At 59.6% G+C, this 20,830-nt stretch carries 24 protein-coding genes; 17 read left to right on the forward strand and 7 right to left on the reverse strand.

The genetic code is table 11. The features are described 5' to 3' along the window. Positions 1 to 226 precede the first annotated feature (226 nt). The 3 genes from NSND_RS14380 (at position 227) to NSND_RS14390 (ending at position 1,941) form a co-directional block, all read left to right on the forward strand. Positions 227 to 778, forward strand: coding sequence for an RNA polymerase sigma factor (locus NSND_RS14380; protein WP_080880889.1), 552 nt, complete (start codon positions 227 to 229; stop codon positions 776 to 778). Further along, the gene (locus NSND_RS14385) at positions 775 to 1,134 is read left to right on the forward strand and encodes a hypothetical protein (RefSeq protein WP_080879662.1); all 360 of its coding nucleotides are present in this window, start codon (positions 775 to 777) and stop codon (positions 1,132 to 1,134) included. Before NSND_RS14380 ends, NSND_RS14385 begins: the two co-directional genes overlap by 4 nt. A gap of 300 nt (positions 1,135 to 1,434) precedes the next feature. Further along, positions 1,435 to 1,941 (forward strand): DUF3106 domain-containing protein, encoded by a 507-nt coding sequence (locus tag NSND_RS14390; RefSeq protein ID WP_080879663.1) that lies wholly within the window; start codon positions 1,435 to 1,437, stop codon positions 1,939 to 1,941. 50 nt (positions 1,942 to 1,991) lie between these two features. Here the strand turns inward: NSND_RS14390 and NSND_RS14395 are convergent, their stop codons facing one another. The 3 genes from NSND_RS14395 to NSND_RS14405 are packed head-to-tail and all read right to left on the reverse strand — an operon-like array spanning position 1,992 to position 4,131. After that, positions 1,992 to 2,966, reverse strand: coding sequence for a GGDEF domain-containing protein (locus tag NSND_RS14395; RefSeq protein WP_080879664.1), 975 nt, complete (start codon positions 2,964 to 2,966; stop codon positions 1,992 to 1,994). Next, positions 2,963 to 3,799, reverse strand: a complete 837-nt coding sequence (locus NSND_RS14400; protein WP_159450797.1) for an HDOD domain-containing protein — start codon at positions 3,797 to 3,799, stop codon at positions 2,963 to 2,965. The genes NSND_RS14395 and NSND_RS14400 overlap by 4 nt, the downstream gene beginning before the upstream one ends. Then, a complete protein-coding gene (locus NSND_RS14405; RefSeq protein ID WP_080879666.1) occupies positions 3,796 to 4,131 on the reverse strand; it encodes a hypothetical protein in 336 nt (111 codons plus the stop codon). The genes NSND_RS14400 and NSND_RS14405 overlap by 4 nt, the downstream gene beginning before the upstream one ends. Before the next feature lie 258 nt (positions 4,132 to 4,389). Between NSND_RS14405 and NSND_RS14410 the strand changes: the two genes are divergently transcribed. The 5 genes from NSND_RS14410 to NSND_RS14430 all read left to right on the forward strand — a co-directional run bounded on the left by NSND_RS14410 (position 4,390) and on the right by NSND_RS14430 (position 9,470). Next, positions 4,390 to 5,073 carry a TIGR00266 family protein gene (locus NSND_RS14410; protein WP_013250681.1) on the forward strand — a complete coding sequence of 228 codons (684 nt, stop codon included), beginning with the start codon at positions 4,390 to 4,392 and terminating at the stop codon, positions 5,071 to 5,073. Between the two features lie 174 nt (positions 5,074 to 5,247). After that, a complete protein-coding gene (locus NSND_RS14415) occupies positions 5,248 to 6,381 on the forward strand; it encodes a M48 family metallopeptidase (RefSeq protein ID WP_080879667.1) in 1,134 nt (377 codons plus the stop codon). Positions 6,382 to 6,395: 14 nt separating this feature from the next. Further along, positions 6,396 to 6,881, forward strand: a complete 486-nt coding sequence (locus NSND_RS14420; RefSeq protein ID WP_080879668.1) for a metallophosphoesterase family protein — start codon at positions 6,396 to 6,398, stop codon at positions 6,879 to 6,881. A gap of 121 nt (positions 6,882 to 7,002) precedes the next feature. Further along, positions 7,003 to 7,512, forward strand: a complete 510-nt coding sequence (locus tag NSND_RS14425; RefSeq protein WP_080879669.1) for a DUF3015 domain-containing protein — start codon at positions 7,003 to 7,005, stop codon at positions 7,510 to 7,512. Further along, positions 7,512 to 9,470 carry an Lnb N-terminal periplasmic domain-containing protein gene (locus tag NSND_RS14430; RefSeq protein WP_235000261.1) on the forward strand — a complete coding sequence of 653 codons (1,959 nt, stop codon included), beginning with the start codon at positions 7,512 to 7,514 and terminating at the stop codon, positions 9,468 to 9,470. The genes NSND_RS14425 and NSND_RS14430 overlap by 1 nt, the downstream gene beginning before the upstream one ends. Before the next feature lie 33 nt (positions 9,471 to 9,503). On the opposite strand, the gene NSND_RS14435 is transcribed toward NSND_RS14430, so the two are convergent. Continuing rightward, positions 9,504 to 9,956, reverse strand: a complete 453-nt coding sequence (locus NSND_RS14435) for a PEGA domain-containing protein (RefSeq protein WP_080879670.1) — start codon at positions 9,954 to 9,956, stop codon at positions 9,504 to 9,506. Positions 9,957 to 10,402: 446 nt separating this feature from the next. On the opposite strand from NSND_RS14435, the gene NSND_RS14440 reads away from it, so the two are divergent. The 4 genes from NSND_RS14440 (at position 10,403) to NSND_RS14455 (ending at position 13,439) form a co-directional block, all read left to right on the forward strand. Continuing rightward, entirely contained in the window at positions 10,403 to 10,729 is a 327-nt protein-coding gene (locus NSND_RS14440) for a TRL-like family protein (RefSeq protein ID WP_080879671.1), read from the forward strand. A 105-nt stretch (positions 10,730 to 10,834) separates the two neighbouring features. After that, the gene (locus NSND_RS14445) at positions 10,835 to 11,467 is read left to right on the forward strand and encodes an outer membrane protein (RefSeq protein ID WP_080879672.1); all 633 of its coding nucleotides are present in this window, start codon (positions 10,835 to 10,837) and stop codon (positions 11,465 to 11,467) included. A gap of 6 nt (positions 11,468 to 11,473) precedes the next feature. Further along, complete coding sequence (locus tag NSND_RS14450) at positions 11,474 to 12,235, forward strand: alpha/beta hydrolase (RefSeq protein WP_080879673.1); 762 nt, start codon at positions 11,474 to 11,476, stop codon at positions 12,233 to 12,235. A 385-nt stretch (positions 12,236 to 12,620) separates the two neighbouring features. After that, entirely contained in the window at positions 12,621 to 13,439 is an 819-nt protein-coding gene (locus NSND_RS14455) for an MlaA family lipoprotein (protein WP_159450798.1), read from the forward strand. Positions 13,440 to 13,442: 3 nt separating this feature from the next. On the opposite strand, the gene NSND_RS14460 is transcribed toward NSND_RS14455, so the two are convergent. Both NSND_RS14460 and tdh read right to left on the reverse strand, forming a co-directional pair. After that, a complete protein-coding gene (locus NSND_RS14460; protein WP_080879675.1) occupies positions 13,443 to 14,633 on the reverse strand; it encodes a glycine C-acetyltransferase in 1,191 nt (396 codons plus the stop codon). A gap of 66 nt (positions 14,634 to 14,699) precedes the next feature. Further along, the gene (gene tdh, locus NSND_RS14465) at positions 14,700 to 15,734 is read right to left on the reverse strand and encodes an L-threonine 3-dehydrogenase (protein WP_080879676.1); all 1,035 of its coding nucleotides are present in this window, start codon (positions 15,732 to 15,734) and stop codon (positions 14,700 to 14,702) included. 162 nt (positions 15,735 to 15,896) lie between these two features. Between tdh and NSND_RS14470 the strand changes: the two genes are divergently transcribed. From NSND_RS14470 to NSND_RS14490, 5 genes are all read left to right on the forward strand, one after another. After that, complete coding sequence (locus NSND_RS14470) at positions 15,897 to 16,922, forward strand: energy transducer TonB family protein (RefSeq protein WP_080879677.1); 1,026 nt, start codon at positions 15,897 to 15,899, stop codon at positions 16,920 to 16,922. 2 nt (positions 16,923 to 16,924) lie between these two features. After that, the gene (locus NSND_RS14475; protein ID WP_080879678.1) at positions 16,925 to 17,536 is read left to right on the forward strand and encodes a YceI family protein; all 612 of its coding nucleotides are present in this window, start codon (positions 16,925 to 16,927) and stop codon (positions 17,534 to 17,536) included. A 367-nt stretch (positions 17,537 to 17,903) separates the two neighbouring features. Beyond that, entirely contained in the window at positions 17,904 to 18,500 is a 597-nt protein-coding gene (locus NSND_RS14480; protein WP_080879679.1) for a hypothetical protein, read from the forward strand. A gap of 30 nt (positions 18,501 to 18,530) precedes the next feature. Beyond that, on the forward strand, positions 18,531 to 19,457 hold the full coding sequence (locus NSND_RS14485; protein WP_080879680.1) for a formylglycine-generating enzyme family protein: 927 nt from the start codon (positions 18,531 to 18,533) through the stop codon (positions 19,455 to 19,457). 6 nt (positions 19,458 to 19,463) lie between these two features. Beyond that, a complete protein-coding gene (locus NSND_RS14490) occupies positions 19,464 to 19,988 on the forward strand; it encodes a hypothetical protein (protein ID WP_143833563.1) in 525 nt (174 codons plus the stop codon). On the opposite strand, the gene NSND_RS14495 is transcribed toward NSND_RS14490, so the two are convergent. Beyond that, the gene (locus tag NSND_RS14495; protein WP_080879682.1) at positions 19,963 to 20,805 is read right to left on the reverse strand and encodes a uroporphyrinogen-III synthase; all 843 of its coding nucleotides are present in this window, start codon (positions 20,803 to 20,805) and stop codon (positions 19,963 to 19,965) included. The genes NSND_RS14490 and NSND_RS14495 overlap by 26 nt on opposite strands. Positions 20,806 to 20,830 lie beyond the last annotated feature (25 nt).

A 20,830-nucleotide genomic window follows, 5' to 3' on the forward strand; every position in this document is an offset into this window, starting at 1 on the left:
GGGTCGAGAATCGAACCGACCTCAGATTCCCCGGGGCCACCCGTATCTGCGTTCGTAGAAGTGCTCAATATGGGACTTGCCCGCAGCAGGCGGTCCTCGTGTCGGCAGGTATTGGAGATTGCGGTCTGGCAGGTTGCCGCGTGGAAGTGGATAGGCGGGAATGAACGGCTGTCATTCCCAGATTGCCGTCGATGGACAGCCAGGCAGTCTGTGCCTGGGTGAGAGGGTGGGATCACTGGATCGAACCCAGGCATTGGATCGGTTCCTGGCAGGGATTGAGCGGCGCGCATTCCGCATGGCACATATTGCCACGGGGAATAAGGATGAGGCGCTCGATCTGGTGCAGGATGCCATGTTGAAGCTGGCGCACAAGTACGGCGAACGGGCCGAGGAGGAGTGGGGCCCGCTGTTCCACTGTATTCTGCAGAGCCGCATCCGCGACTGGTACCGCCGCGAGAGGGTGCGCAACCGCCTGCGGGAATTTTTCCGCAGCCCTCACGATGAGGAGGAGGGGGAGGATCCCCTGGGGCAAATTGCCGATTCGACCGCCGTGGCGCCGGATGAGGACGTGCAGCGTAAACGTGCTTGTGCGGAACTGGATGTGGCGTTGCGAGCCCTTCCGCTGCGACAGCAGCAGGCGTTTCTGTTACGCATTTGGGAAGAACTGGATGTCGCGCAAACGGCTCAAGCTATGGGCTGTTCGCAAGGCAGTGTCAAAACGCATTTGTTCCGGGCGTTGCAGGTGTTGCGAACGCGATTGGGAGCGCATTGGCCATGAACGAACGATCGGATGAACAACGGGATCCGCTCGCGGTTGCGGCGAAACACCTCCTCGATCGCAGTGTGCAGGATCTCGATCAGAAGACAGTGCTGTCGGTGCAGCGGGCCAGACTGGCTGCGCTGGACGCGGCTTCGCGGCGCCGGCAACCTTGGCTTCGGTGGGCCGGGGGTGTGGCGCTGGCATCGATGGCCACGCTGATGGTCACCATCTGGCTGTGGCAATCCAACGGAGCGAATCACTCCCACCTCCTGCTCGAAGATCTCGAACTGATGCAATCCCCTGAAAATATCGAATTGTCGGAAGATCTCGAATTTTACAACTGGCTGGCCGATGGCACCGCCACGACCGGCTAGTCCTTGGCTGTGGCTCGGTCTGTGTCTGTGTGCCTCACTGGCCCAGGCAGCTCCGGAGCCGGCGCCGCGACCGGAAGAGGTCGATGTCGATGTTCTCGACTTTCTGGGATCCTGGCAGAACGACTCCGGCCGCTGGGTGGATCCATTCCAAATTGGTGAGGATCTTCCCAGAGACGAACGTCCGACTTCGAAGGACGATACGAGAGACCCAGCGACAAGTCCTCGAAGACCGTCGAAGGGCGGCGAGCAGAAGCGTAATTTGAACGTGCCACCTGATCCGATGAGGATGCAGACCGGACCATGAGAGCGTTGCTGGTGTGTGTAATCGTGCTGGCATGCGGCGTGGCCTCTGCCGGGGCGCAGGGCGATTCGGCGGGCGTGCCGTGGAGCCAGTTGAGCCCCGGCGAGCAGCAACTACTGCAACGGTTCAGTGACAACTGGGATCAGCTGCCCCCGCGTAAACAACAACGGTTGCGTAACGGGGCGCAGCAGTGGGGGACGATGACGCCGGAAGAGCGTCAGGAAGCCAAGCAACGGTTCAAACAATGGCGGACGCTTCCGCCGGAGCAGCAGCAACAGCTACGCGAGCGGTATCAGCAGTTCCGCCAGCTTCCCCCTGAGCAACGCGAGTCGGTGCGCGATGCCCGGCGGTGGTTCAGGTCCCTCCCACCCGAACAGCGGAAAGAACTGCGGGAAAAATTCAAACACATGTCACCGGAGGAACGGCGCGCGTACCGGCGTGAACTTCGTCGTCAGTATGGCGGGAATGTCGGTGGGCAGGCCCCCGGCGGATCGTCGGCGCCGTAACGGTTGAGGTGTTTCGCTCGGACTCCCTGGGGGACGCTCTTCATGAGGACCTAGCGGGGAGTAGATTCAGGGGCTGAATCCGGGGGATTTGTCCGGTTGTCCTTCACATAGACGCTGCCGGGCCGGCTCTTGGCGACCTTCTTCAATTCCGAGGCAATCTTACTGACATCTCCCGGGTGGGAGATGTCGCGATGTTCGTTCGTCACCAGGGCGATGGACAAACTCATAATGGGAAATCGTTCGTGGTTGCCGCGGCGGTCGACGGAGTCGATGAACCCTGCCTGTCGATCTTCCGGATCGTAGAAATCCGGAATGACCAGGTCGAACCGCTTGATGAGAGTCTGGCAAATCGCATCGATGGCGGAGGGAGCGCTCATGAACACAAAGTCGTCTCCACCCACATGCCCGACGAATCCGTCGGTACCGGTCAGTTCGCTGACCACGGTCGTGAGGATTCGGCAGGTGACTACCAGGACTTCGTCGCCGCGGGCATAGCCATACCGGTCGTTGAACGATTTGAAGTTGTCGATATCCAGATAGGCCAAGGCGAAGGGTGCCCGGCTTTCGATGCGCGCGGTCGTTTCATGGAGAATCGTGCTGTTGCCGGGGAGTCTGGTGAGGGGATTGGCGTCCAGCGAGCGTTCAAGCCGGCTCAGGCAGAGGCGCACCCGTTGCGGCACTTCGTCGGGACGGTAGGGCACGGCGATATAGTCGTCCACCCCGAGCGTCGCCCAATCCAAATCGTTGACCCGGATATCACGCACCAGGATGATCAGGGGCAACCGTCCCAGGAAGGGGTCGGCGCGCAAGTCCCGGGCTAACGTGTCTGCCGAGCGGCCGTTGGTGCCTTCGGCGGCGAGCACGAGACAGGGCGGATCATGCACCAGTTCGTGCATCGCCAGGCGGCCCGCATCCGCTGCCACCACCGTAAATCCAGACCGGTTCAGCCCGGTCGTTAACCGCTCGATTTCAAGCGGATCGCTGTGCAGCAACAAAATGCGCCGATTCGATGGAGACCCGCTCATAAGTAGTCGTCGATGGTCTGGAACTCTTCCGTCGCCTGGGTAAGGCAGTGGGCGAGGCTCTGCGCATCCAGGCCCACCAGATCCCAGGCTTGCCGGGACAGCGGCGGGACCAGGTTGTCGCCGGGATTGCCGCAGGCCAGACCCTTCACCAATACATCGGCGACGTGCACGATGGCAGTTTGGAGCTTCGCGTCCTGAGCAGCCGCAGGAGTGTGGTGGTGGAGAATGGGCTCGCGAAGGCTGGTCGGAAGGTGCCAGGCGCTCGCGAGCCAGCCTCCGACATCGGCATGGGTCACCTCGAACAATTCCTGCTCCACGTCCATCAGGGGCTGGGACGTGTTGCGGGTCACGGCGGTGATCCGTTGGCCGACATCGGGCCATTTGACGTACAGCACGACTTTGCCGATGTCGTGCAAGAGCCCGGCGACAAACACTTCCTCGGGATTTTTCATGGCCGCCTTGGTGCCCAGAATGTGTGCGGTCATCGCGACTCCCAGTGAGTGTCGCCAGAGTTCGTTCATGCCGGCGTTCCGCATCATGTCGAAGGCAGTCGCGCAAAGCGTGAGGCCCTTCACCACGTTCAAGCCCAGGACCACTACGGCGTGGGCGACCGACGCAATACGCGAAGGAAATCCATAAAATGGCGAATTGGCAAGCCGCAAAACTTTGGCGGACAGCACTTGGTCTTTTTCGATTAGAGTTCCGATCTCTTCCGCCGATACGTTGGGGCGGCCGATCATGGAGGCCAGTTTCTGGACGACATGCGGGAGGGTCGGTAACTCACCGACTTGCTCGATTCGTCGGTGGAGATCAATTTTCCTTGAAGGATTCATGCCGATGGCGTCGCCTCCGGATTGTCGCTGATTCCATGCGTGGTTCGAAGGTGGAGACGAATTGCCTCGCGCAGTAGACATTGAATCGGATCCTGGGCCACCAGTCGAAAGCGGTGGTCGAGCTCGGCTTCCAGCTCGTCGAGCGTCTTGCCGCTCGCGTCACCCGCCTCCCCCTCCACATAGACGGACGTCAGGCCGAGGCGCTGCAATCGGGAGAGGGTCGCTTCATCCAACTCGGCGCCGACAGGAAGCACCACCAACCCTGCATTGTTGGTGACAGGTTTGGCGAGAATCATGCCCGTTGTGAGTTCTTCGATGACGACGCGCTTCATGGGTGCGCTCGCGTGTGTTCGATACGTTCACCTGGGAGGTCAGTCACAATGGCATTCCCTGTGGGGACGATTCGCCCCTCCGGACATGAGGGCGTCCGTGTGGTCTCTATCGGAGTAAACTCCACCGATCTTGAGGGGGCCGAAGGGGCTGGGTGACCGGCGGCTCACTGGAAGTCCGGCACGACTTGACAGGATGGGGGACATTCCACAGAATCGGGTGATTTGTCAGAGGCTGTGGTTTCAAGAAGGGAGTGCGAGATGAAGAGCGAGATTTTGTATCCCGGGGCCTTTCCGATGGTGCGTGTGTATCTGAACGAAGGCGAGACGGTGAAGGCCGAATCCGGCGCCATGGTAGCGGCCTCGCCGACGATCGATATCGAAAGCAAGATGGAAGGCGGTTTTCTGGGCGCGTTATCGCGGAAGATGCTGAGCGGCGAGAAATTTTTTTTCCAGACGCTGCGCGCCAGCCGCGGAGCGGGAGAAGTGCTCCTGGCCCCGACGGTGCCCGGCGAAATTGTATTGCTGGATCTCGATGGCGTGAATGAATACATGGTGCAGAAGGATGGGTTTCTGGCCGGCGCGGAAGGAGTGAAGATCGAAAGCAAGATGCAAAGTCTCACGCGCGGCTTGCTGGGCGGAGAAGGGTTTTTTATCCTGAAGATCGGCGGGACCGGTCAGCTGATCCTGAACAGCTTCGGGGCGATCCACAAAATTGAGCTGAAGCCGAACGAAGAGTACATCGTCGATAACAGCCATCTTGTCGCCTGGACTTCCACCACCACGTACAATATCGAAAAGGCTTCCTCCGGCTGGATTGCCAGCCTGACGTCGGGTGAAGGACTGGTGTGCCGGTTCCGTGGTCCCGGCGTGGTCTACATTCAAAGCCGCAATCCCGGAAGCTTCGGGAATTGGATCAGACAATTCATCCCCGTCTCTGAGTAGCGGCCGACTGGCGGGCGCTGAAAACGCCTGCCAACTTTGTTCTCGGTTCGAAAAAATCCTCAACGTACCCCAGAGGGTACGCCTCCGGTTTTTTCTCGCCTGCGGCCGCGTTGGCCGCCGTTTTGAACGCCCGCTTCACAGACACGATTTTTTCATGAGGAAAGTCCAAGTCCGATGAACCCTACTCCCAACGCGCTTTGTTTCGGTGATGGCCTGCCGGGAGCGGGTGCGCCTTGCTATGGTACGGTGTCGGCGGATGGCCTGACCATTGCTCCGGTCGGGCACTCTTTGCTTGTCGAAGAGGCCATCGCGTTCACGGCCATGTCCGTTGAGGCCGGGGGCCTGGATCATGATCAGCTGGTGGTGTCGTGGGGAGTCGGCGCATCGGTCCGGACGCTGTATCTCAAGGATCCGGCATTGATCATCGCGTTTCGTCGTGCCGCTCCCTCTGCGTTGATGGCGCATCTTGAGCGGGCAGCCGAGCAGGTTCGTCGCGCGCGCCACAGCCATCGTGTCTTGTGGGGCAGCGCCGTGGGGGTGGTGGTCGGACTGGGGTTGATGGTGTGGTTCGGGTCGGATCTGATCGTCGAATGGGCGGTCGCCCGCATACCGGTTCAGTGGGAACAGAAGCTCGGCGAAACGGTTTACCAGGATTTCTTGTCCAAAGAAACGGTGCTCAAGGAAGGCCCGGCTGTCAGTGCGGTCCAGGAAATGACTCAGCGCATGACGGCCAAGATTCCCAACAACCCCTACACGTTCCAGGTGTCGGTGGTCCAGAGCCCGATGGTGAACGCGTTTGCGTTGCCGGGGGGGTATGTGGTGGTGTTCACCGGCTTGATGAAGAAGGCGGAGAGCGGCGAAGAAGTGGCCGGGGTATTGAGTCATGAGTTGAACCACGTGTTGCAGCGGCATGGGATGGAACGCCTCGTGAAGATGATGGGGTTAGCCGCGGTGGTGAGTATTCTCGTCGGAGATCAGCAAGGCCTGATCGGTCTGGCTAGGCAACTGGGCTTGGAGTTGGCCACGTTGAAGTTCGGCCGCGAGCAGGAGACGGAAGCGGATGTCACCGGCATTCGCCTCTTGTCTGATGCGCGAATCGCCCCGGACGGCATGATCCGGTTTTTTGAACGTCTCTCGGAAAAAGACAAAGAACGTGTGGAGCTCTTCTCCTCTCACCCCATGAGCGCGGCCCGTGCCGGGCGGTTGAAAGCGGAGCTGGCCGCATTGCCCAAGCAGACCCCCGAGCCGTTCACCTTCGAGTGGAAAGGCGTTCAGGATTCACTGGGCGCGTCCGAACCAAAAAAATAATCGCGGAGCTGCGGATGCGGATCGGAGTGGTTTCGGATACGCATGGACTGTTCGATCGGGCGTTACTCCGTCACTTTTCCGGGGTCGACCATATCCTCCATGCCGGGGATATCGGCAAGCGTGGTGTCATCGAGCAGCTGACACAGATTGCTCCGGTCACAGCCGTATCCGGCAACGTGGATGGGTTCGAGGCGAGCGGGTTTCCGGTGGAGCAGGTGCTCGATCTGGCGGGATATCGGGTTGCCCTCTATCACCGGCTGTATGAAGGGGGGCGACTCACCCGCGACGGGACTGGATTCTTGACGCGGACACATCCGGCGATTTGTGTCTACGGACATACCCACCAACCGAAGGTGGAATGGCAGGAGGGAGTATTGTTGTTCAATCCCGGGTCCGCCGGACCGAAACGGTTTCACTTGCCGCGTGCAGTGGGCCTGCTCGTGCTCGATTCCGGGACTATCGACGCGCGGCACATTGTGCTGGCCGATCGGGCGGAGTGAGGTGGCCAGTCCGCGTGCAGGATTTTTTGCTCTACATGGTGGGGAGCGTTGGCTATAATGAGCAGGTCATTCATGGGGACCATCGGGCGGAGTCATTCACTTGTGTAAAGGAGGAGGACTTATGCTGAGACAATTGATCGTTGCGTTGGGTGTGGTGGCGGTGGCGTCCCAGGCCGGGTTGGCCATGGCAGCGAATCCTGATACCGGACCAGGTTGCGGTCTCGGGAAGCTGGCGTGGGCAGACTATAAGAATCAGAAGAACATTGCGCCGCAGGTCATGATGGCCACGACCAACGGCACATTCGGCAGCGGCACCTTCGGGATCAGCTCCGGGACGTCCGGGTGCACGAACGATGGGCAGGTCATGGCGGATCAGAAGACCACCATGTTTGCACTCTTGAACTTTGAGAATTTGACGCAGGAGATGGCGCAGGGCAAGGGTGAGCATTTGGCCTCCCTGGCGTCGCTCATGGGGATTCCGGATGAACAGCATCCGGCGTTTTTCGCGTTAACCCAGGAACGCTACACGGCGCTCGTGCAGGACGGTGAAACCTCGTCGGTGGCGTTGGTGAAGACGCTGAATGACGCGGTGTCGAAGAGCCCTGTCCTCGCTCAAGCCGTCAGCCGCTAATGATGCCAGGGCTCCGGTCATCGGCCGGAGCCCTGTTCGCCTTTCTGCTTCCCATCGTGCCCATCCTGTTTCCTTTGGTAGTCATTTTTTTGCTCGCGACTTCTGTCTCGGCGGAAGATCCGCCCACGCCTTATTTGACGCAACTCCTTCAACAGGCCCGCCAGGCGAGATTGGCGGATGCGCGCGAATGGCATCTCCTGTTGCACTATCGTGCCAATTTGTTCGGCGGTTACACGAGTGAGCAGGACGACCCCGGGTTCTTTCTCGCGCCGGAGGGGAAAACCGATCCCCAGGCGGAACTTGATGCGACGCTGAGACAGTTTTTTTCGCCGGAGCTGGTCGGTCGCTCCAAGCAGCCGGCTCAGTGTGCGTTTGTCGCGCGGTATGCCTGGCTGGGGGAGCAACTGCGGTTCGACCCGATTCAGCTCCCACCCATGCCGTGCGAACGGTTCGAACGATGGATCGAGGAGTTTCATGCTCGATCCGTCACGCTCGTGTTCCCGTCGGCCTTCATGAACAATCCGGCTTCCATGTTCGGCCACACCTTCTTGCGCATCGATCAAGAAGGACAAACGGCTCAGACTCGTTTGCTGGCCTATACGATCAACTTTGCGGCCGACGTCCCTCCGGATGAAGGTCTCGCCTATCCGGTGCGCGGCATTTTCGGCGGCTACCGGGGGCAGTTCTCTACCGTCCCCTATTACCTGAAGGTGCAGGAATATCGGGACATCGAAAATCGCGATATCTGGGAGTATCGACTGAATCTTCACGATCGGCAGATCCGCCGGCTCCTCATGCACGCCTGGGAACTTGGGAACGCGTCGTTTGACTATTTTTTCTTCAAGGAAAATTGTTCGTACCACCTGTTGTCGTTGCTGGAGTATGCGGATCCCTCGCTGCACCTCATCGAACGGTTCCGTTTCTGGACTATTCCGGCCGACACGGTTCGAGCGCTTGCCGCCGAGGCGAGCCTCGTACAAGAAATTGCTTTTCGCCCGTCCCGTGTGACGCTCATTCGTCGTAAACGAGAACACTTGACGGACTCGGAGCATAGGCTGGTGAAGCGATTGGTGGGCGATGCGTCGGCCGCTCAATCGGAGGCTGTTCGGAGTCTGCCGCTCTCCCGCCAGGCGTTCGTGCTGGATGTCGCGTCCGACTATGTGCGGTACAAGGCTGAGCGCGACGAGGCGCAGGCGGCGACGGCTCGAGATCACAACCGGCAGATCCTGACCGCACGGAGTCTCTTGCGAATTCCGTCAGAGGATCTCTCGATTGCTCCCTTCGCCATGCAGCCGGAGCTGGGGCACAAGACATCGCGCGCAAGTCTGGGGGCAGGTTGGCGCAATGACGACAGCTACGAAGAGGTTGGTGTGCGGATGGCGTATCACGATCTGCTGGATCCGGAACCCGGCTATACCCCGGATGCGCAGATCGAAGTGGGCTCGATCAGTGTGCGCCATTACAATCGAGCGGACCAGACAAGAATCGAACGGGCCACCCTGCTGAACGTGCTGTCGCTTTCGCCGATCGATAGTCTGTTTCATGCGCCGTCGTGGAAATTAAATATTGGCATGCAGACAATCAGCCATCGCGAATGCCAGTTGTGCAGTAACTGGAATTTCAACGGCGGGATCGGGGCGGCCGCGGAAACACATATGCTCCGCCGCGAAGTATGGTTTGCGTTTGCCGAGGTGGAGGGGAATTACAGTCGAGCCTATGAGGAGAGGCATCGGGTCGGCGGCGGAGCGTCTGTCGGCTTTTATGCCGATCTGGCCGAGCGGTGGCGGCTGCTGGCTTCGACCAGCTACTTGCGGTATGCGTTGGGTGAAAGGACCGACGATGTGCGCTGGTCGGTGGGCCAGCGGTATACGCTCGCGCAGAATTGGGCGCTTCGCCTGGAGTACAGTCACCGCGATCACGACAATGATGTACTGTTCACCGTGCAGGCATTTTTTTAGCTTGCCTGCACGGCGGACTGGAAATTTCGGAGATTACGGAATGGGCGGGGACTGGGTCAGGCTGGAGAGAGGAGGCGCTGCGGATGTGGCCACGCCTTCGATTGGCTTAAGCGTGACGGCCACCGCGTCGGGTTCGATCGTATACCCGCCACCGCTCAAGACATCAACCAGAATTCCGACCAATCCCCCTAGAATCACATTTCCCGCTACCCACCAGGAAAGGTGGCTTTCGACTCTCGACTGATTCTCCTCGAATCCTTCTTTGGTCAGCACCACCGCATGGTCCTTTTTGCGCTCGACCTTGGTGGCTAGGGGCGTGACGCCTCGTTCCGTCCCATCGATGACGACTTTCGCGCCGGCCGGTTCCGAGGAAACGTTGAGTTCTTCGTTGCCACCCAGGTGAACGATCGTGGCGCAGCCGGACACGACGCTGCTCAAAGCAAGGAGGAAAGTGGTCAGGATTGCTCGAATGGTCATTACGCGCATGGTACGTCCTCAGGCTGTGTTGATGGTCGCCAGATCGTGTGTTTTGGCCGGTAAGCTCCTGGTCCAAAGAAAATTCTAGCAGGTGTTCGTCAGAGGTCAACGCAGCCGAATGGCTTGAAGTGTGGGTTTTCGATGGGCGGAAATACTCCGGGCTCGTGGATGATTGGAAAAACGAACGTGCCTCCGTACGGTCGGCTCTTCTACATCGCCTGACACCTCGAACGCACATCGTTGCGCTGAGTTTCGGTCTCAGCCTGTTGAGTCACCCCATCAACGGCCCCTTCTCAGTGGGGCCGTAAGGCCCTAGGGTTTGTACGGCCCTGTTCGACGGCTCTTGCGCGTGAACCGGCTTTGCGATTGACAAGCCCGGAGAGGTTACCTATACTCCCGCCACGTAGAGCCCCAACTTGGTGGGCGCCATCAACTAACCTCGAGAGGGAGGACTTATGAAGAAGGTGACCGTCTTGTTTTCTCTGAGCCTGATCAGCGCAGCGTATCTCAGCCTCACGGGCTGTCAGATCGTGGCGTCTCCGATGGCGGGTGGAATCTACAATGAAACGAAGTACGGCGATGTGGCCACGACCCACAACAGCGCCACGAAGGAAGGTAAGGCCTGCGGTACCTCGATTCTGGGCTGGGTAGCAACGGGTGATGCCAGCGTCTCGGCGGCGAAAGCGGCCGGCGGAATCACCACGGTGGCTTCCGTTGATCACTCGGCGAAGAACATTCTCGGCATCCTTGGCGAATGGTGCACGATCGTTAAGGGCAGCTGATCCGGTTTGTTATCCCTCTGAGAAAGGGTCTTCGGGATACTCTCCCGGAGACCCTTTTTTTCTTTCTTCGTTCAGTGGCCTCCTACATGGTACGGTACGACGTGTATGTGGCTTCCCATCTTCCTGTGTTTTCTCTTAGGTTCCCTCTGGCATCCGCTCGCAGCCGGCAGCGCGGAATTCGGCCAAATCGATCTGGGCGGGTATTTGCTGGGGAGTTGGCCGAGGGACCAGACCCTCTTCAACCAGGGCGATACGGTGCCGGCTTCAGTGCAGCATGGCTTCGGCGCGGGGTTGAAAATCGGCCTCTTTCCCCATGCCACGCGCCGGATGCTCGGAATCGAGATTGATTCCTACGGGCATGGCGGCGCACTTTCCTTCCCGAATACAGCGAACGGACAGAACAACGGGACCGGACGCTCAAGCTTGCTGGTGTTGAATACGATGGTCAACCTGGTGCTCCGGTATCCGGGTGAGGTGGTGACACCGTATATCGGAATCGGTGGCGGCTGGTCGCATGGGACTTTGCTCAATCCCAATATCATCGGACGGGTCGACAAGGATTTCGAGTCCGCGCGCGCATTCGGTCATCAGTATCTGGCGGGGGCTCAGGTCATGGTGAGTCCGAAGGTCTATGTCTTCGGAGAGTATCGTTACTTCTCTGCCAACTACCATTGGGACGGCCTCGCGGTAGATTTTCACGTTCATTATGGAGTGGTCGGGGTTGGGCTGCGGTTCTAAGCTGCCATGAGTCTGCTCGATCAATTCTTTGTCTATCATCCGGAGCCGTGGAAAGAGGGCGATTGGTCCGCCGCCGGCGGCGTGCCGTTGGAGGATGTCTGGTTTCAGGCTGCCGATGGGACGAAACTGTTCGGTTGGTATGCGGAGCAGTCTGCTGCTTCTCCGTTCCTGCTGTGGTGTCACGGCAATGCCGGCAATATGGTCCATCGGTTGGACAATCTCCGTGCCCTATATCGGTTGGGGCTCTCGGTGTTTCTCTTCGATTATCGAGGATATGGGAGGAGCCAGGGGCGGCCGTCGGAAAACGGGCTGTATCAGGATGCGATCGGGGCCTATGACTATCTCACGCGCGTTCGTCGAATCAGGCCGGAACGTCTGGTGATTGTCGGTCGCTCGCTGGGAGGCGCGGTGGCCGGGGAACTGGCGACGCAGCGGCCTGCCATGGGGCTGTTGCTGGAGTCCTGCTTCCCTTCGATCGAGGCCGTGGCCCGCCATCATTATATGGGTTTGCCGCTGCACTGGCTGCTGGGAGCCTCGTTTCGATTAGAGGATCGGCTCCCACATCTGTCATTGCCCAAGCTGTTCGTGCACGGAGATCGTGACGACATTATCCCGATCGAATTGGGCCAACGGGCCTTTGCCGCCGCGAAAGCGCCGAAGGAGTTCTACATCGTGCGCGGGGCCGATCACAACGATGTGCCGTCGGTCGGCGGGCGGGCCTATTTTGCCAAACTGTCCGCCTTCATTGCCGCTGCGCTCGGTCGCTGAGGTGGTGAGAGGCGCTCCGCACCTTCTGCGTTTTTTCTGGTCAGCATGGACTCGCTTGGTAAGATGCGATGGAGCGATCGCGTGTTCGGCCGTGAGGTCGGCATGAGGCCTCGTCATCATCTGGCAGCTGTCCGTATATTCTGCTAGAGTGCGTCCGCTTGCCGCACTGGATAGGTGCGGCGGTTCAGTCGAATCGGGCATGATGGGCTCTCGGTGAGGAGGCATGGTGCATCGGATAGGGGTGAACGCAAGAAGGTTCGTGAGGGTGGTGTGTGCAGGCGCGGTCTTGACGGTGGTGGGATGTGCCGGCGGGCCGTCTCAAACCGCGTTGAATACAAGTGCCGGGGTGGACCCCGTTGCACGGGCGGAGTCTCGAGGCCAGGGGGTGAAGACAGTTCAGGTCGCTGTGGCCCCAGCCGTCTCGTCCAATGTGATTTTGGTAGCGAATAAGAACGCTCCGCCTGCGGCTACGGAACCGACTGTCGAACCGGCCGAAGATCCGTTTTACGATCCGTTTGCCAAAAGCGACGAGCCTGCGGGGGGGGAAGAATATGACCCGTGGGAGCCGCTCAATACGAAAGTGTTCGAATTCAACAGGCAAGTGGACCGCTGGGTCCTCAAGCCGGCTGCGCAGGGGTATAACGCGGTGGTGCCGAACCCGGTGCAGATCGGGATCAGTAACCTGTTCTATAACATCCGCTTTCCGTCCCGGCTGATCAACAATCTCGCCCAGGGCAAATTATCCGGTGCCGGCACCGAGGTCGGCCGGTTCCTGCTGAACAGCACCTTCGGATTAGGTGGGCTGGTCGATGTCGCGAAGTATATGGACATCACGACGCCTGAAGAAGATACCGGGCAGACATTGGGGTATTACGGCATGAAGCCCGGGCCCTACGTGGTGCTGCCGTTTCTGCCTCCGTTTACCCTGCGGGATCTCATCGGGTATGTCGGAGATATCGCCCTGAACCCGATCAACTGGATGGTGTTCCCTATTATCGAGGTGAACGGTATTCCTTCCTTGGTCGCCCATCACAATCGGACGACCTCGTCCATCGCACAGATCGGCGGCCGGGTCGAAGAAATTCTGAACGATCGCTCGTTGAATCTGGAGAAGTTTCAGGGGGTAGAGGAAGCGACCCTTGATCTGTATACGGCAGTGAAGAACGCCTACATTCAGAAACGGCGAAACGCGATCAGGGAATAACGGTTATTCAATCACCCTGAGGTCGCGACCCACCTTCGCGAAGGCGGCGACAGCCCGCTCAAGTTGCGGGCGGGTGTGGGCTGCAGACAGCTGCAGGCGAATGCGAGCCTGTCCTTTCGGTACGACCGGATAGCTGAATCCCACCACGTAGATCCCTTCCTGTAGCAGGCGGTCGGCCATCTGTGTCGCTATCGTTGCTTCCCCCAGCATGACCGGAATAATGGGATGGGTGCCGGGCATGAGGGTGAAGCCGAGAGCGGTCAGCTGCCCCCGGAGCCAGCGGGCCTGCTCCATCAAGGTATGGCGCAGGTCGTCGCCTCGTTCCACCAACTCAATGGCCTTCAGTGCCGCTGCGGCGATGACTGGGGGCAAGCTATTCGAAAAGAGATAGGGCCGTGAGCGTTGTCGTAACAGCTCGATCAGTTCTTGCCTGCCGGTGGTAAATCCTCCGGTTGCCCCGCCCAGCGCCTTGCCAAGGGTGCTCGTGACGAGGTCGATCCGCCCGGCGACTCCGAAATGATCCGGAGTGCCGCGCCCGCCTTTCCCCAACACTCCGGTGGCATGACTGTCGTCGACGACCACGGCGGCATCGTATCGATCGGCCAGCTCCACAATGCGGTCCAGCTTCGCCAGATCGCCGTCCATTGAAAACACCCCGTCGGTCACGATCATGCGCACGCGGCTCGATGCCGATTCCCCCAGTCGTGTTTCCAACTCGGCCATGTCGGCATGGGCATAGCGCAGACGGGCGGCTTTGCAGAGCCGAATGCCGTCGATCAGGCTCGCGTGGTTCAAGGCATCGCTGATGATGGTATCCCGCTCGTCCAGCAGGGTTTCGAACAGTCCGCCGTTGGCGTCGAAGCAGGAGCTATAGAGGATGGTGTCTTCAGTGCCGAAGAAGGTGCTGATCGCCGCTTCGAGGGTTTTGTGCAGTCGTTGCGTTCCGCAGATGAATCGCACGGACGCCATGCCATACCCGAATTCTCTGAGTCCGTCGGCGGCCGCTTGCCTCACATCCGGATGATTCGCCAACCCGAGGTAATTGTTCGCGCAGAGATTGACGACGTCCCCCTGTGCCACCTGAATCTCGGTGCTCTGCGGGCTCAGGATCTGCCGTTCGGTCTTGTAGAGACCGGCGGCACGGATCTCTGCCAGTTGTTGTTCGGCGGCTTTTTTGAGCGAGGTGTAGGCCATCTTCCTCGTGAGAGGTGAAACGTCAGGTGTGAACAGGAAGCCGCAGCCTCCTCACTCATGAGTGACCTATGGAAACAGGACTACTTTGCCGCATTGGCCGGATTTGATCAATTCAAATCCTTGGGCAAAGTCTTTGAGGGGGAAGGTATGGGTGAGGACGGGGCGGATATTGAGGCCGGCTTTGAAGAGGCCGGCCAGGCGATACCAGGTGCTGAACAGGCGACGACCGGTAATCCCATGGACACGGATGCCTTTGAAGATGACCTCGTTGGCGAGGTCGCAGGTGACGGGGCCGGTGGGAATGCCGAACAGTGTGACGCGGCCGCCGTTTTTCACCGAGCGGAAGGCGTGGTGCAAGGCCGTGGGATGTCCGGACATTTCCAACGACGCATCGACGCCTTCTCCCCTCGTGATGTCGAGAATCGCTGCGGCAATGGCCTCCGGGCCGTCGGTCTTGGCGTTGAATACGTGATCGACGCCCACTTGTTTGGCCAGGCTCAGGCGGTAATCACTGACGTCGGTGGCGATAATGGTAGCGGCTCCTGCGGTGCGGGCGACGGCCGCCGCGAACAGGCCGGTCGGGCCGCAGCCGGTGATCAGAACGGTGTGGCCGGTCAAGTCTTCCACGAGGGCCGCATCGACGGCATTGCCCAAAGGTTCTTGTAGGCAAGCCAGCTCCGGCGGAATGTCCGGAGACGTCTTCCAAAGCACGGTTTCAGGGAGCACGACGTAGTCGGCAAACGAGCCATCCAGATCGACGCCGAGAATCCGGTAGTTCTTGCACACGTGGGCCTGGCCCGTGCGGCATTGAAAGCAGGCGCCGCAGGTCAGGTGCGATTCGGCTGCGACATAGTCGCCGACGCGCACGAGCGTGACATCCGCCCCGACGGCCACTACCTCGCCGCACATTTCATGTCCGATTGTCCTGGGAGGATGAATGCGGCTGTGAGCCCAGGCATCCCAGTTATAGATGTGGGCATCGGTTCCACACAGCGACGTGGCTTTGACCCGGATGACGGCCTCAGATGGGCCGGGTGTGGGATCTGGGCGATTAGTATAGGTCAGCCCCGGTTGAGCGTCGGTCTTCACGAGTGCGCGCATGGGCTCATTATAACAAGACGGTGGGAAATGCCTAGCCGAAGCGAGAACTTGCCCGGCCAGGTTAGTTTAGGCGGTTTCCTGCCTGAATGTGAGCATGCCGTTCGTCCGAATGGCGGGGGCAAAATACGGGTTGAACTGGGTAGGGCTCCTGGGTAGGATGCGATGATGCGATACACGTTCGGCAGGGTTCCGGGCCCGGCTCTCGGCGGATTTTGGCTCGTACTAGGCCTTCTGATCATGGCTGCCCAGGCCGCAGCCGGTGCCTCTCCTGCCTCGACGCCGACGCCCGCGAAGCGGTGGGCGCAATTCGAACTGGTCAGCACGGAGCCGGATGGATCCGTCCAGGTCGGCAAGGACGTCGTGCTCGGCATCACCCTTGGCGGGGTGCCCGCAGGAACCGAGTCCGTCATGGCGATCATCGAGTCTCCCGGCTTTCAGAGTCAGACGGTATCGTTGAGCGAAGACGCCGCTCCCGCGGTCTTTCAGGGCACAGCGATTCTGGAGCCCAATTCCATATTGAAGAGCCGGACCACCGTGCATCCGAAGGCCGTGCGGATTCGGGTGTCGTTCGCTCGCGCAAAAATCACGGGGCTCGAAGAGTTTCTCAAGCGTGATGTCTATGTCACGCTCGGCGACCGGCCGGTCGAAGAAGCCGAAGCCGAGGTGGTTCCCGGGCCGCCTGCCGAGAGCCCTGAAGCCGATGCCGAGGCCGTACAAAAGGCGACGGAACAGGTGATGGCGGTGAACGCGACCATCGCCGAGGAAGATCTCTTGCCCCTACCGCCTCCAGGAGAATCCAAAGCCTATTGGAAACAAGTGAGCGATTTAATCAGCCGGAACTGGAGCCGGCAGATACGCTCGATACGCCGGGCTCCCAGCAGCGAGACGGTGCGTGTGCATTTCAAGATGTATGCAAGCGGTGTGGCGCAGTTGATTCAGTTGGAGAAAGGCTCGGGAGCGCGGGATGTCAACGACGCCGGGTTGCAAACGATCATCCACGCCCATCCGTTCCCTCCGATACCGCCGGATATCAACAGCGATGTCGTCGATGTGCATGTGCGCATGCGAACGGGGGCGAAAGTCGCGACCCGCGACGTGCAGATGACGGTCGAGAAAAAACCGTCCAAGCCTGTCGTGCCCCCATCACCGAAGGAAGGCACCGCCGCAAGCGGTCCTGCAAAGGAGTAGTTATGACGAATCGGATCGGTCGTGCGATGGCCATGTGGAGTATTGGTGCAACGGTACTGTTCGGCGCGACGCTCGGGCATGCCGAGACGGCGCGATACGATGTGGATCTGGATCATTCGATCGTGGAGTTCAAGGTCGCCCATATGGTGATTTCAAAAACCACCGGGCATTTCAAAGACTACACGGGATTTATCGAAATGGACCCCGATGCCGGGACGGTCAAGGCGCTCGAAGCGACGATCAAGTCGGCCTCGGTGACGACCAACCATGAAAAGCGCGACGCGCATCTGCGCAATCCCGATTTCTTCGATGTCGAGAAGTATCCGACGATCACGTACAAAATGAAGAGCCACAAAAAGACGGGCGACGGCTATACCGCCGTCGGTGATCTGACTCTGCATGGCGTGACCAAAGAGGTCACGCTCACAGGCAATTTCAACGGGGTGACCAAGGATCCGTGGGGGAATACCCGGGCCGGATTTACGGCCGAAGGCAAAGTGAACCGGAAAGACTTCGGCATGGTGTGGAACAAAGCCCTCGATAGCGGAGGGCTGGTAGTTGGAGACGAGGTCTTTATCAAGCTGGACATCGAGTGTATTAAGGCCAAGTCGTAAGTCGAACACCCCCTCTCTCAGAGGCCGCACGCCTGCCCGGTCACCATGCCGGGCAGGCCGATCCAGCCGCGGCGCATGCAGCGAGGTCTCTCTGAATCAGCGCTGCGGGCCGCCCTTCCGTGATACCGGTTGTTACCGACACAGCAGCTGGTTGAGGCGCAGGGAGGATGTCCACGGGCATCTGGTTCTCTTGTTGGGCTGGTCCTGTGCCTGCCTCAGTGGCGGCTCGGGGCTGTATGCCGATGGGTGGTGTGGGTGATGGATCAGCAAGGGTACTAAGGGTAATTCGGAGGCCGAGAGTAGGAGCATCGTCATGTGTCGCAAGCGGGCTGGAAAAATCGGACCTGGCATCGGTAGGATACGCGGGATGTGGGTGGGCAGGCTGGTGACATTGCTGGCGATGCTCTGGAGCCTGGCCGCCGCGGAGGTCGGGGCGCTGGAGTTTACGGCCGATCAGATCACCAAGATCAATGGTCGAACCCAGAAGTCCAACATCTTCTATCGTGACAACATGTGGCGGATCGAACATCACACGATGGGGCCCGTCAACATCAGCATCGTGCGCAAAGATAAGAAGGTGGTCTGGCTCCTGTTGTCGCGTATGAAGCACTTCAAGACCGTGCCGTATCAGGCGGAGCAGGATCTGAAAGTGTCGGAGCGGCTGGAGGGGGAGGTGTCGCGCGAAGAGATCGGGACGGAAACGCGCGAGGGGCATCCGACCACGCTCTATGAAGTGACGGTGAAGGAAGGCGAGCGGACGGAGGTCTACTATCAATGGCTCGCGACCGATATCCACTTTCCGATGAAACTGGCCAAGAAAGACGGGAGCTGGATTGTCGAGTACCAGCACGTCAAATTCAGGCCTCTGATCGATTATCTGTTTCAGTTGCCGCTCAATTTCGAGCCATTGGAAGAGTTCGATCACCAGCCGGCTGCCGCAGACTCCAGTCAGCAGCCGATGTAAGCGATGATCGGTAAATAAAGGAGCAGCATTGTGCGTAAGGCTGGAATGACTGTATGGGCTCTGGGTGTCGCGGTATTAGGAATGACTGGTTCCCTTTATGCGCTGGATGTTGCCGATGTCGTTCGTGAATGGACGCCGGAAGGCAAGAAGCTGGCGATGGAGCGCGCCAAGTTGCCGGCGCATGACGAGATGATCCGTATCCCGGCGGGCGAGTTCCTCATGGGGAGCGATAGAAAAGTCGACAAGAATTCTTACCTGGCCGAATTTCCTCAGCGGAAGATCTATCTCGATGCCTATGAGATCGACAAGTATGAAGTCACCACGGTGCAGTTCTTGAAGTTTGTCCTGGCGTCGAACCGCGACCCCCTCATCGATTGGCAGTACGACGGCGGGAATTTTCAGGAGACGATGGTCAGTCACCCGGTCATGCACGTGTCCTGGTTCGACGCAGAGGCGTACTGCAAGTGGGCGGGGAAACGGTTGCCGACCGAGGCGGAATGGGAAAAGGCCGCGCGCGGTGAAGATGGGCGCATTTATCCCTGGGGCAATCAGATGGCCGGACTCTCTAGGGCGAATTTTGGCCGTACGGGCCTGTCAGGACCGGTGCGAGACCGCCCCGAGCGGCTGTTGCTCTATCCGCCGATCATTTCTGTCGACAAGTACGACAATGCCGCCAGCCCCTATGGCGTGTTTCAGATGGCGGGAAATGTGGCCGAGTGGGTCGCAGACTGGTACGACCCGAAATACTACACCACCGGACCGGATAAGAATCCAAAAGGTCCGGAGACCGGCAGCCAACGGAGCTTTCGCGGTGGTGGCTGGATCGATAGCACCCCCAGTGTGCGTGTCGCGCAGCGCAATGGCACGGATCCCAATACCAAAATGAATTGGATGGGGTTCCGCTGTGCAAGGGACGTGAACGAAGCGACCTCAGGGCAGCCGACCGAAGCGAAGTAGTCGGAGGTGCCTCACCTGGCAATTCCCACACAGCGAAGGACCAATCAGCTCGTCTCAGGCCTGATGAGCCTTGTTCTGCTGCTGGCAGCCTGTCAGATTGAGGATCTCAACATCGAGATTGTGAATGAGGACGGATCAGTTCTATTCATCGTTCACGAAAACGATGCACCGGATCCCGCACCTCTAAGCCGGTTCGGAGTCGTCTCTCACTACTCCGGCGCGAGATGGGAGGTTTCGACCTACGAAGAGTCATCGCTGTACAGGATGCAAGACGGCAAGAAGCTGCTCAAACCGCTGGATGAGTTGCCCGAGATCAAGGCTCTCGCAGCGGGAGCGATTCGGTTCGGCGAGGTGCCGCGCGGGTTTTTCATCCAGGGCTCCTCAGGCAATCACCTCGTCGCGTTGGAGGAAGGCAGAGTCTACGAAGCCTATGCCAACCGAGGCGCACACCGAGGGCACATATCATTCACGATTGAGCATGGAGTAGCCGTCAAGCTTCCTCCCGTCACGAGCCCGCTTTCCTCGCCATAAGCGAGTGGGCCGTCTCGCTGCATTCTTTCACCAGAATCCCCATCTTTCCGTGTGAGGGCTCGAAGTCTACGGTTAGGCCGTGGCTGCGTATGCGTTCGCTGGCTGTGGGGCCGATTGATGCGATGACCGGTTGCCGGCAGATTGTTTTGAACTGCGTGGTCGTTCCTTCCTGCTCGACGACCAGCATCACGTGATCGATCTGTGCGGCGTTGGTCACCAGCATCACCTGCACCTGCCCGGCCAGAATCTGCTTGATGACCTGTTTGAGTGGAGCCGTGTCTTCCGGGAGCGCCCAGCGGTAGACGGGGACTGAAACCACATTGGCCCCGCGCTGCTTCAACGCTTCCACCAAGTCGCGGTTCGGTACCCCGTATTCTTGCACCGCCACGCGTAACCCTTTGACCGGCCGGTGGGCGTCCAATGTGGAGACGACATCCATCCAGGTGTCGGGCTCCGGGACCGTCAACGTCGGTTGGAATCCCAGAGCTTTGAGTGCGGCCACCGGTTTGGGGCCGCGCGCAATGAGCACCGTCTCTTTTAAAGCATTCTTGATCGTGTCTTTGGCGTGACGGCTGTGCAGGATTTCGAAGAGGGTGGTCGTGCCGGCCCCGGTCAGCAGGACCAGCACGTCGAGGCCTTCAGTCAGCAGCAGCTCGCCGAATTGCAGCGCGGCAGAGTTGTCTTCCAACGGAATTTCCCGCAAGGCCGGCGCCACCAGCGGCTTGCCGCCGTGGCGCTCGATCAGCCGCGTCATTTCCGCCGCCATGCGCGATTCAAATGCGGCGACGGTCAACCCGTTAAACCCTGCACCGGCCATCGTACTCCGTGATTCAACCACCGGT

Source organism: Nitrospira sp. ND1 (assembly GCF_900170025.1).
Lineage (GTDB): Bacteria > Nitrospirota > Nitrospiria > Nitrospirales > Nitrospiraceae > Nitrospira_A.

Bases quoted from the DNA above. Each gene is read 5' to 3' on its own strand.
- NSND_RS14400 (WP_159450797.1), bottom strand. From the start codon at position 3,799: ATGAATCCTTCAAGGAAAATTGATCTCCACCGACGAATCGAGCAAGTC.
- NSND_RS14435 (WP_080879670.1), bottom strand. From the start codon at position 9,956: ATGCGCGTAATGACCATTCGAGCAATCCTGACCACTTTCCTCCTTGCT.
- NSND_RS14495 (WP_080879682.1), bottom strand. From the start codon at position 20,805: ATGGCCGGTGCAGGGTTTAACGGGTTGACCGTCGCCGCATTTGAATCG.
- NSND_RS14450 (WP_080879673.1), top strand. From the start codon at position 11,474: ATGAGTCTGCTCGATCAATTCTTTGTCTATCATCCGGAGCCGTGGAAA.
- NSND_RS14425 (WP_080879669.1), top strand. From the start codon at position 7,003: ATGCTGAGACAATTGATCGTTGCGTTGGGTGTGGTGGCGGTGGCGTCC.
- NSND_RS14385 (WP_080879662.1), top strand. From the start codon at position 775: ATGAACGAACGATCGGATGAACAACGGGATCCGCTCGCGGTTGCGGCG.
- NSND_RS14440 (WP_080879671.1), top strand. From the start codon at position 10,403: ATGAAGAAGGTGACCGTCTTGTTTTCTCTGAGCCTGATCAGCGCAGCG.
- NSND_RS14420 (WP_080879668.1), top strand. From the start codon at position 6,396: ATGCGGATCGGAGTGGTTTCGGATACGCATGGACTGTTCGATCGGGCG.
- NSND_RS14445 (WP_080879672.1), top strand. From the start codon at position 10,835: ATGTGGCTTCCCATCTTCCTGTGTTTTCTCTTAGGTTCCCTCTGGCAT.
- NSND_RS14460 (WP_080879675.1), bottom strand. From the start codon at position 14,633: ATGGCCTACACCTCGCTCAAAAAAGCCGCCGAACAACAACTGGCAGAG.
- NSND_RS14410 (WP_013250681.1), top strand. From the start codon at position 4,390: ATGAAGAGCGAGATTTTGTATCCCGGGGCCTTTCCGATGGTGCGTGTG.
- NSND_RS14475 (WP_080879678.1), top strand. From the start codon at position 16,925: ATGACGAATCGGATCGGTCGTGCGATGGCCATGTGGAGTATTGGTGCA.
- NSND_RS14430 (WP_235000261.1), top strand. From the start codon at position 7,512: ATGATGCCAGGGCTCCGGTCATCGGCCGGAGCCCTGTTCGCCTTTCTG.
- tdh (WP_080879676.1), bottom strand. From the start codon at position 15,734: ATGCGCGCACTCGTGAAGACCGACGCTCAACCGGGGCTGACCTATACT.
- NSND_RS14395 (WP_080879664.1), bottom strand. From the start codon at position 2,966: ATGAGCGGGTCTCCATCGAATCGGCGCATTTTGTTGCTGCACAGCGAT.
- NSND_RS14390 (WP_080879663.1), top strand. From the start codon at position 1,435: ATGAGAGCGTTGCTGGTGTGTGTAATCGTGCTGGCATGCGGCGTGGCC.
- NSND_RS14470 (WP_080879677.1), top strand. From the start codon at position 15,897: ATGATGCGATACACGTTCGGCAGGGTTCCGGGCCCGGCTCTCGGCGGA.
- NSND_RS14480 (WP_080879679.1), top strand. From the start codon at position 17,904: ATGTGGGTGGGCAGGCTGGTGACATTGCTGGCGATGCTCTGGAGCCTG.
- NSND_RS14415 (WP_080879667.1), top strand. From the start codon at position 5,248: ATGAACCCTACTCCCAACGCGCTTTGTTTCGGTGATGGCCTGCCGGGA.
- NSND_RS14405 (WP_080879666.1), bottom strand. From the start codon at position 4,131: ATGAAGCGCGTCGTCATCGAAGAACTCACAACGGGCATGATTCTCGCC.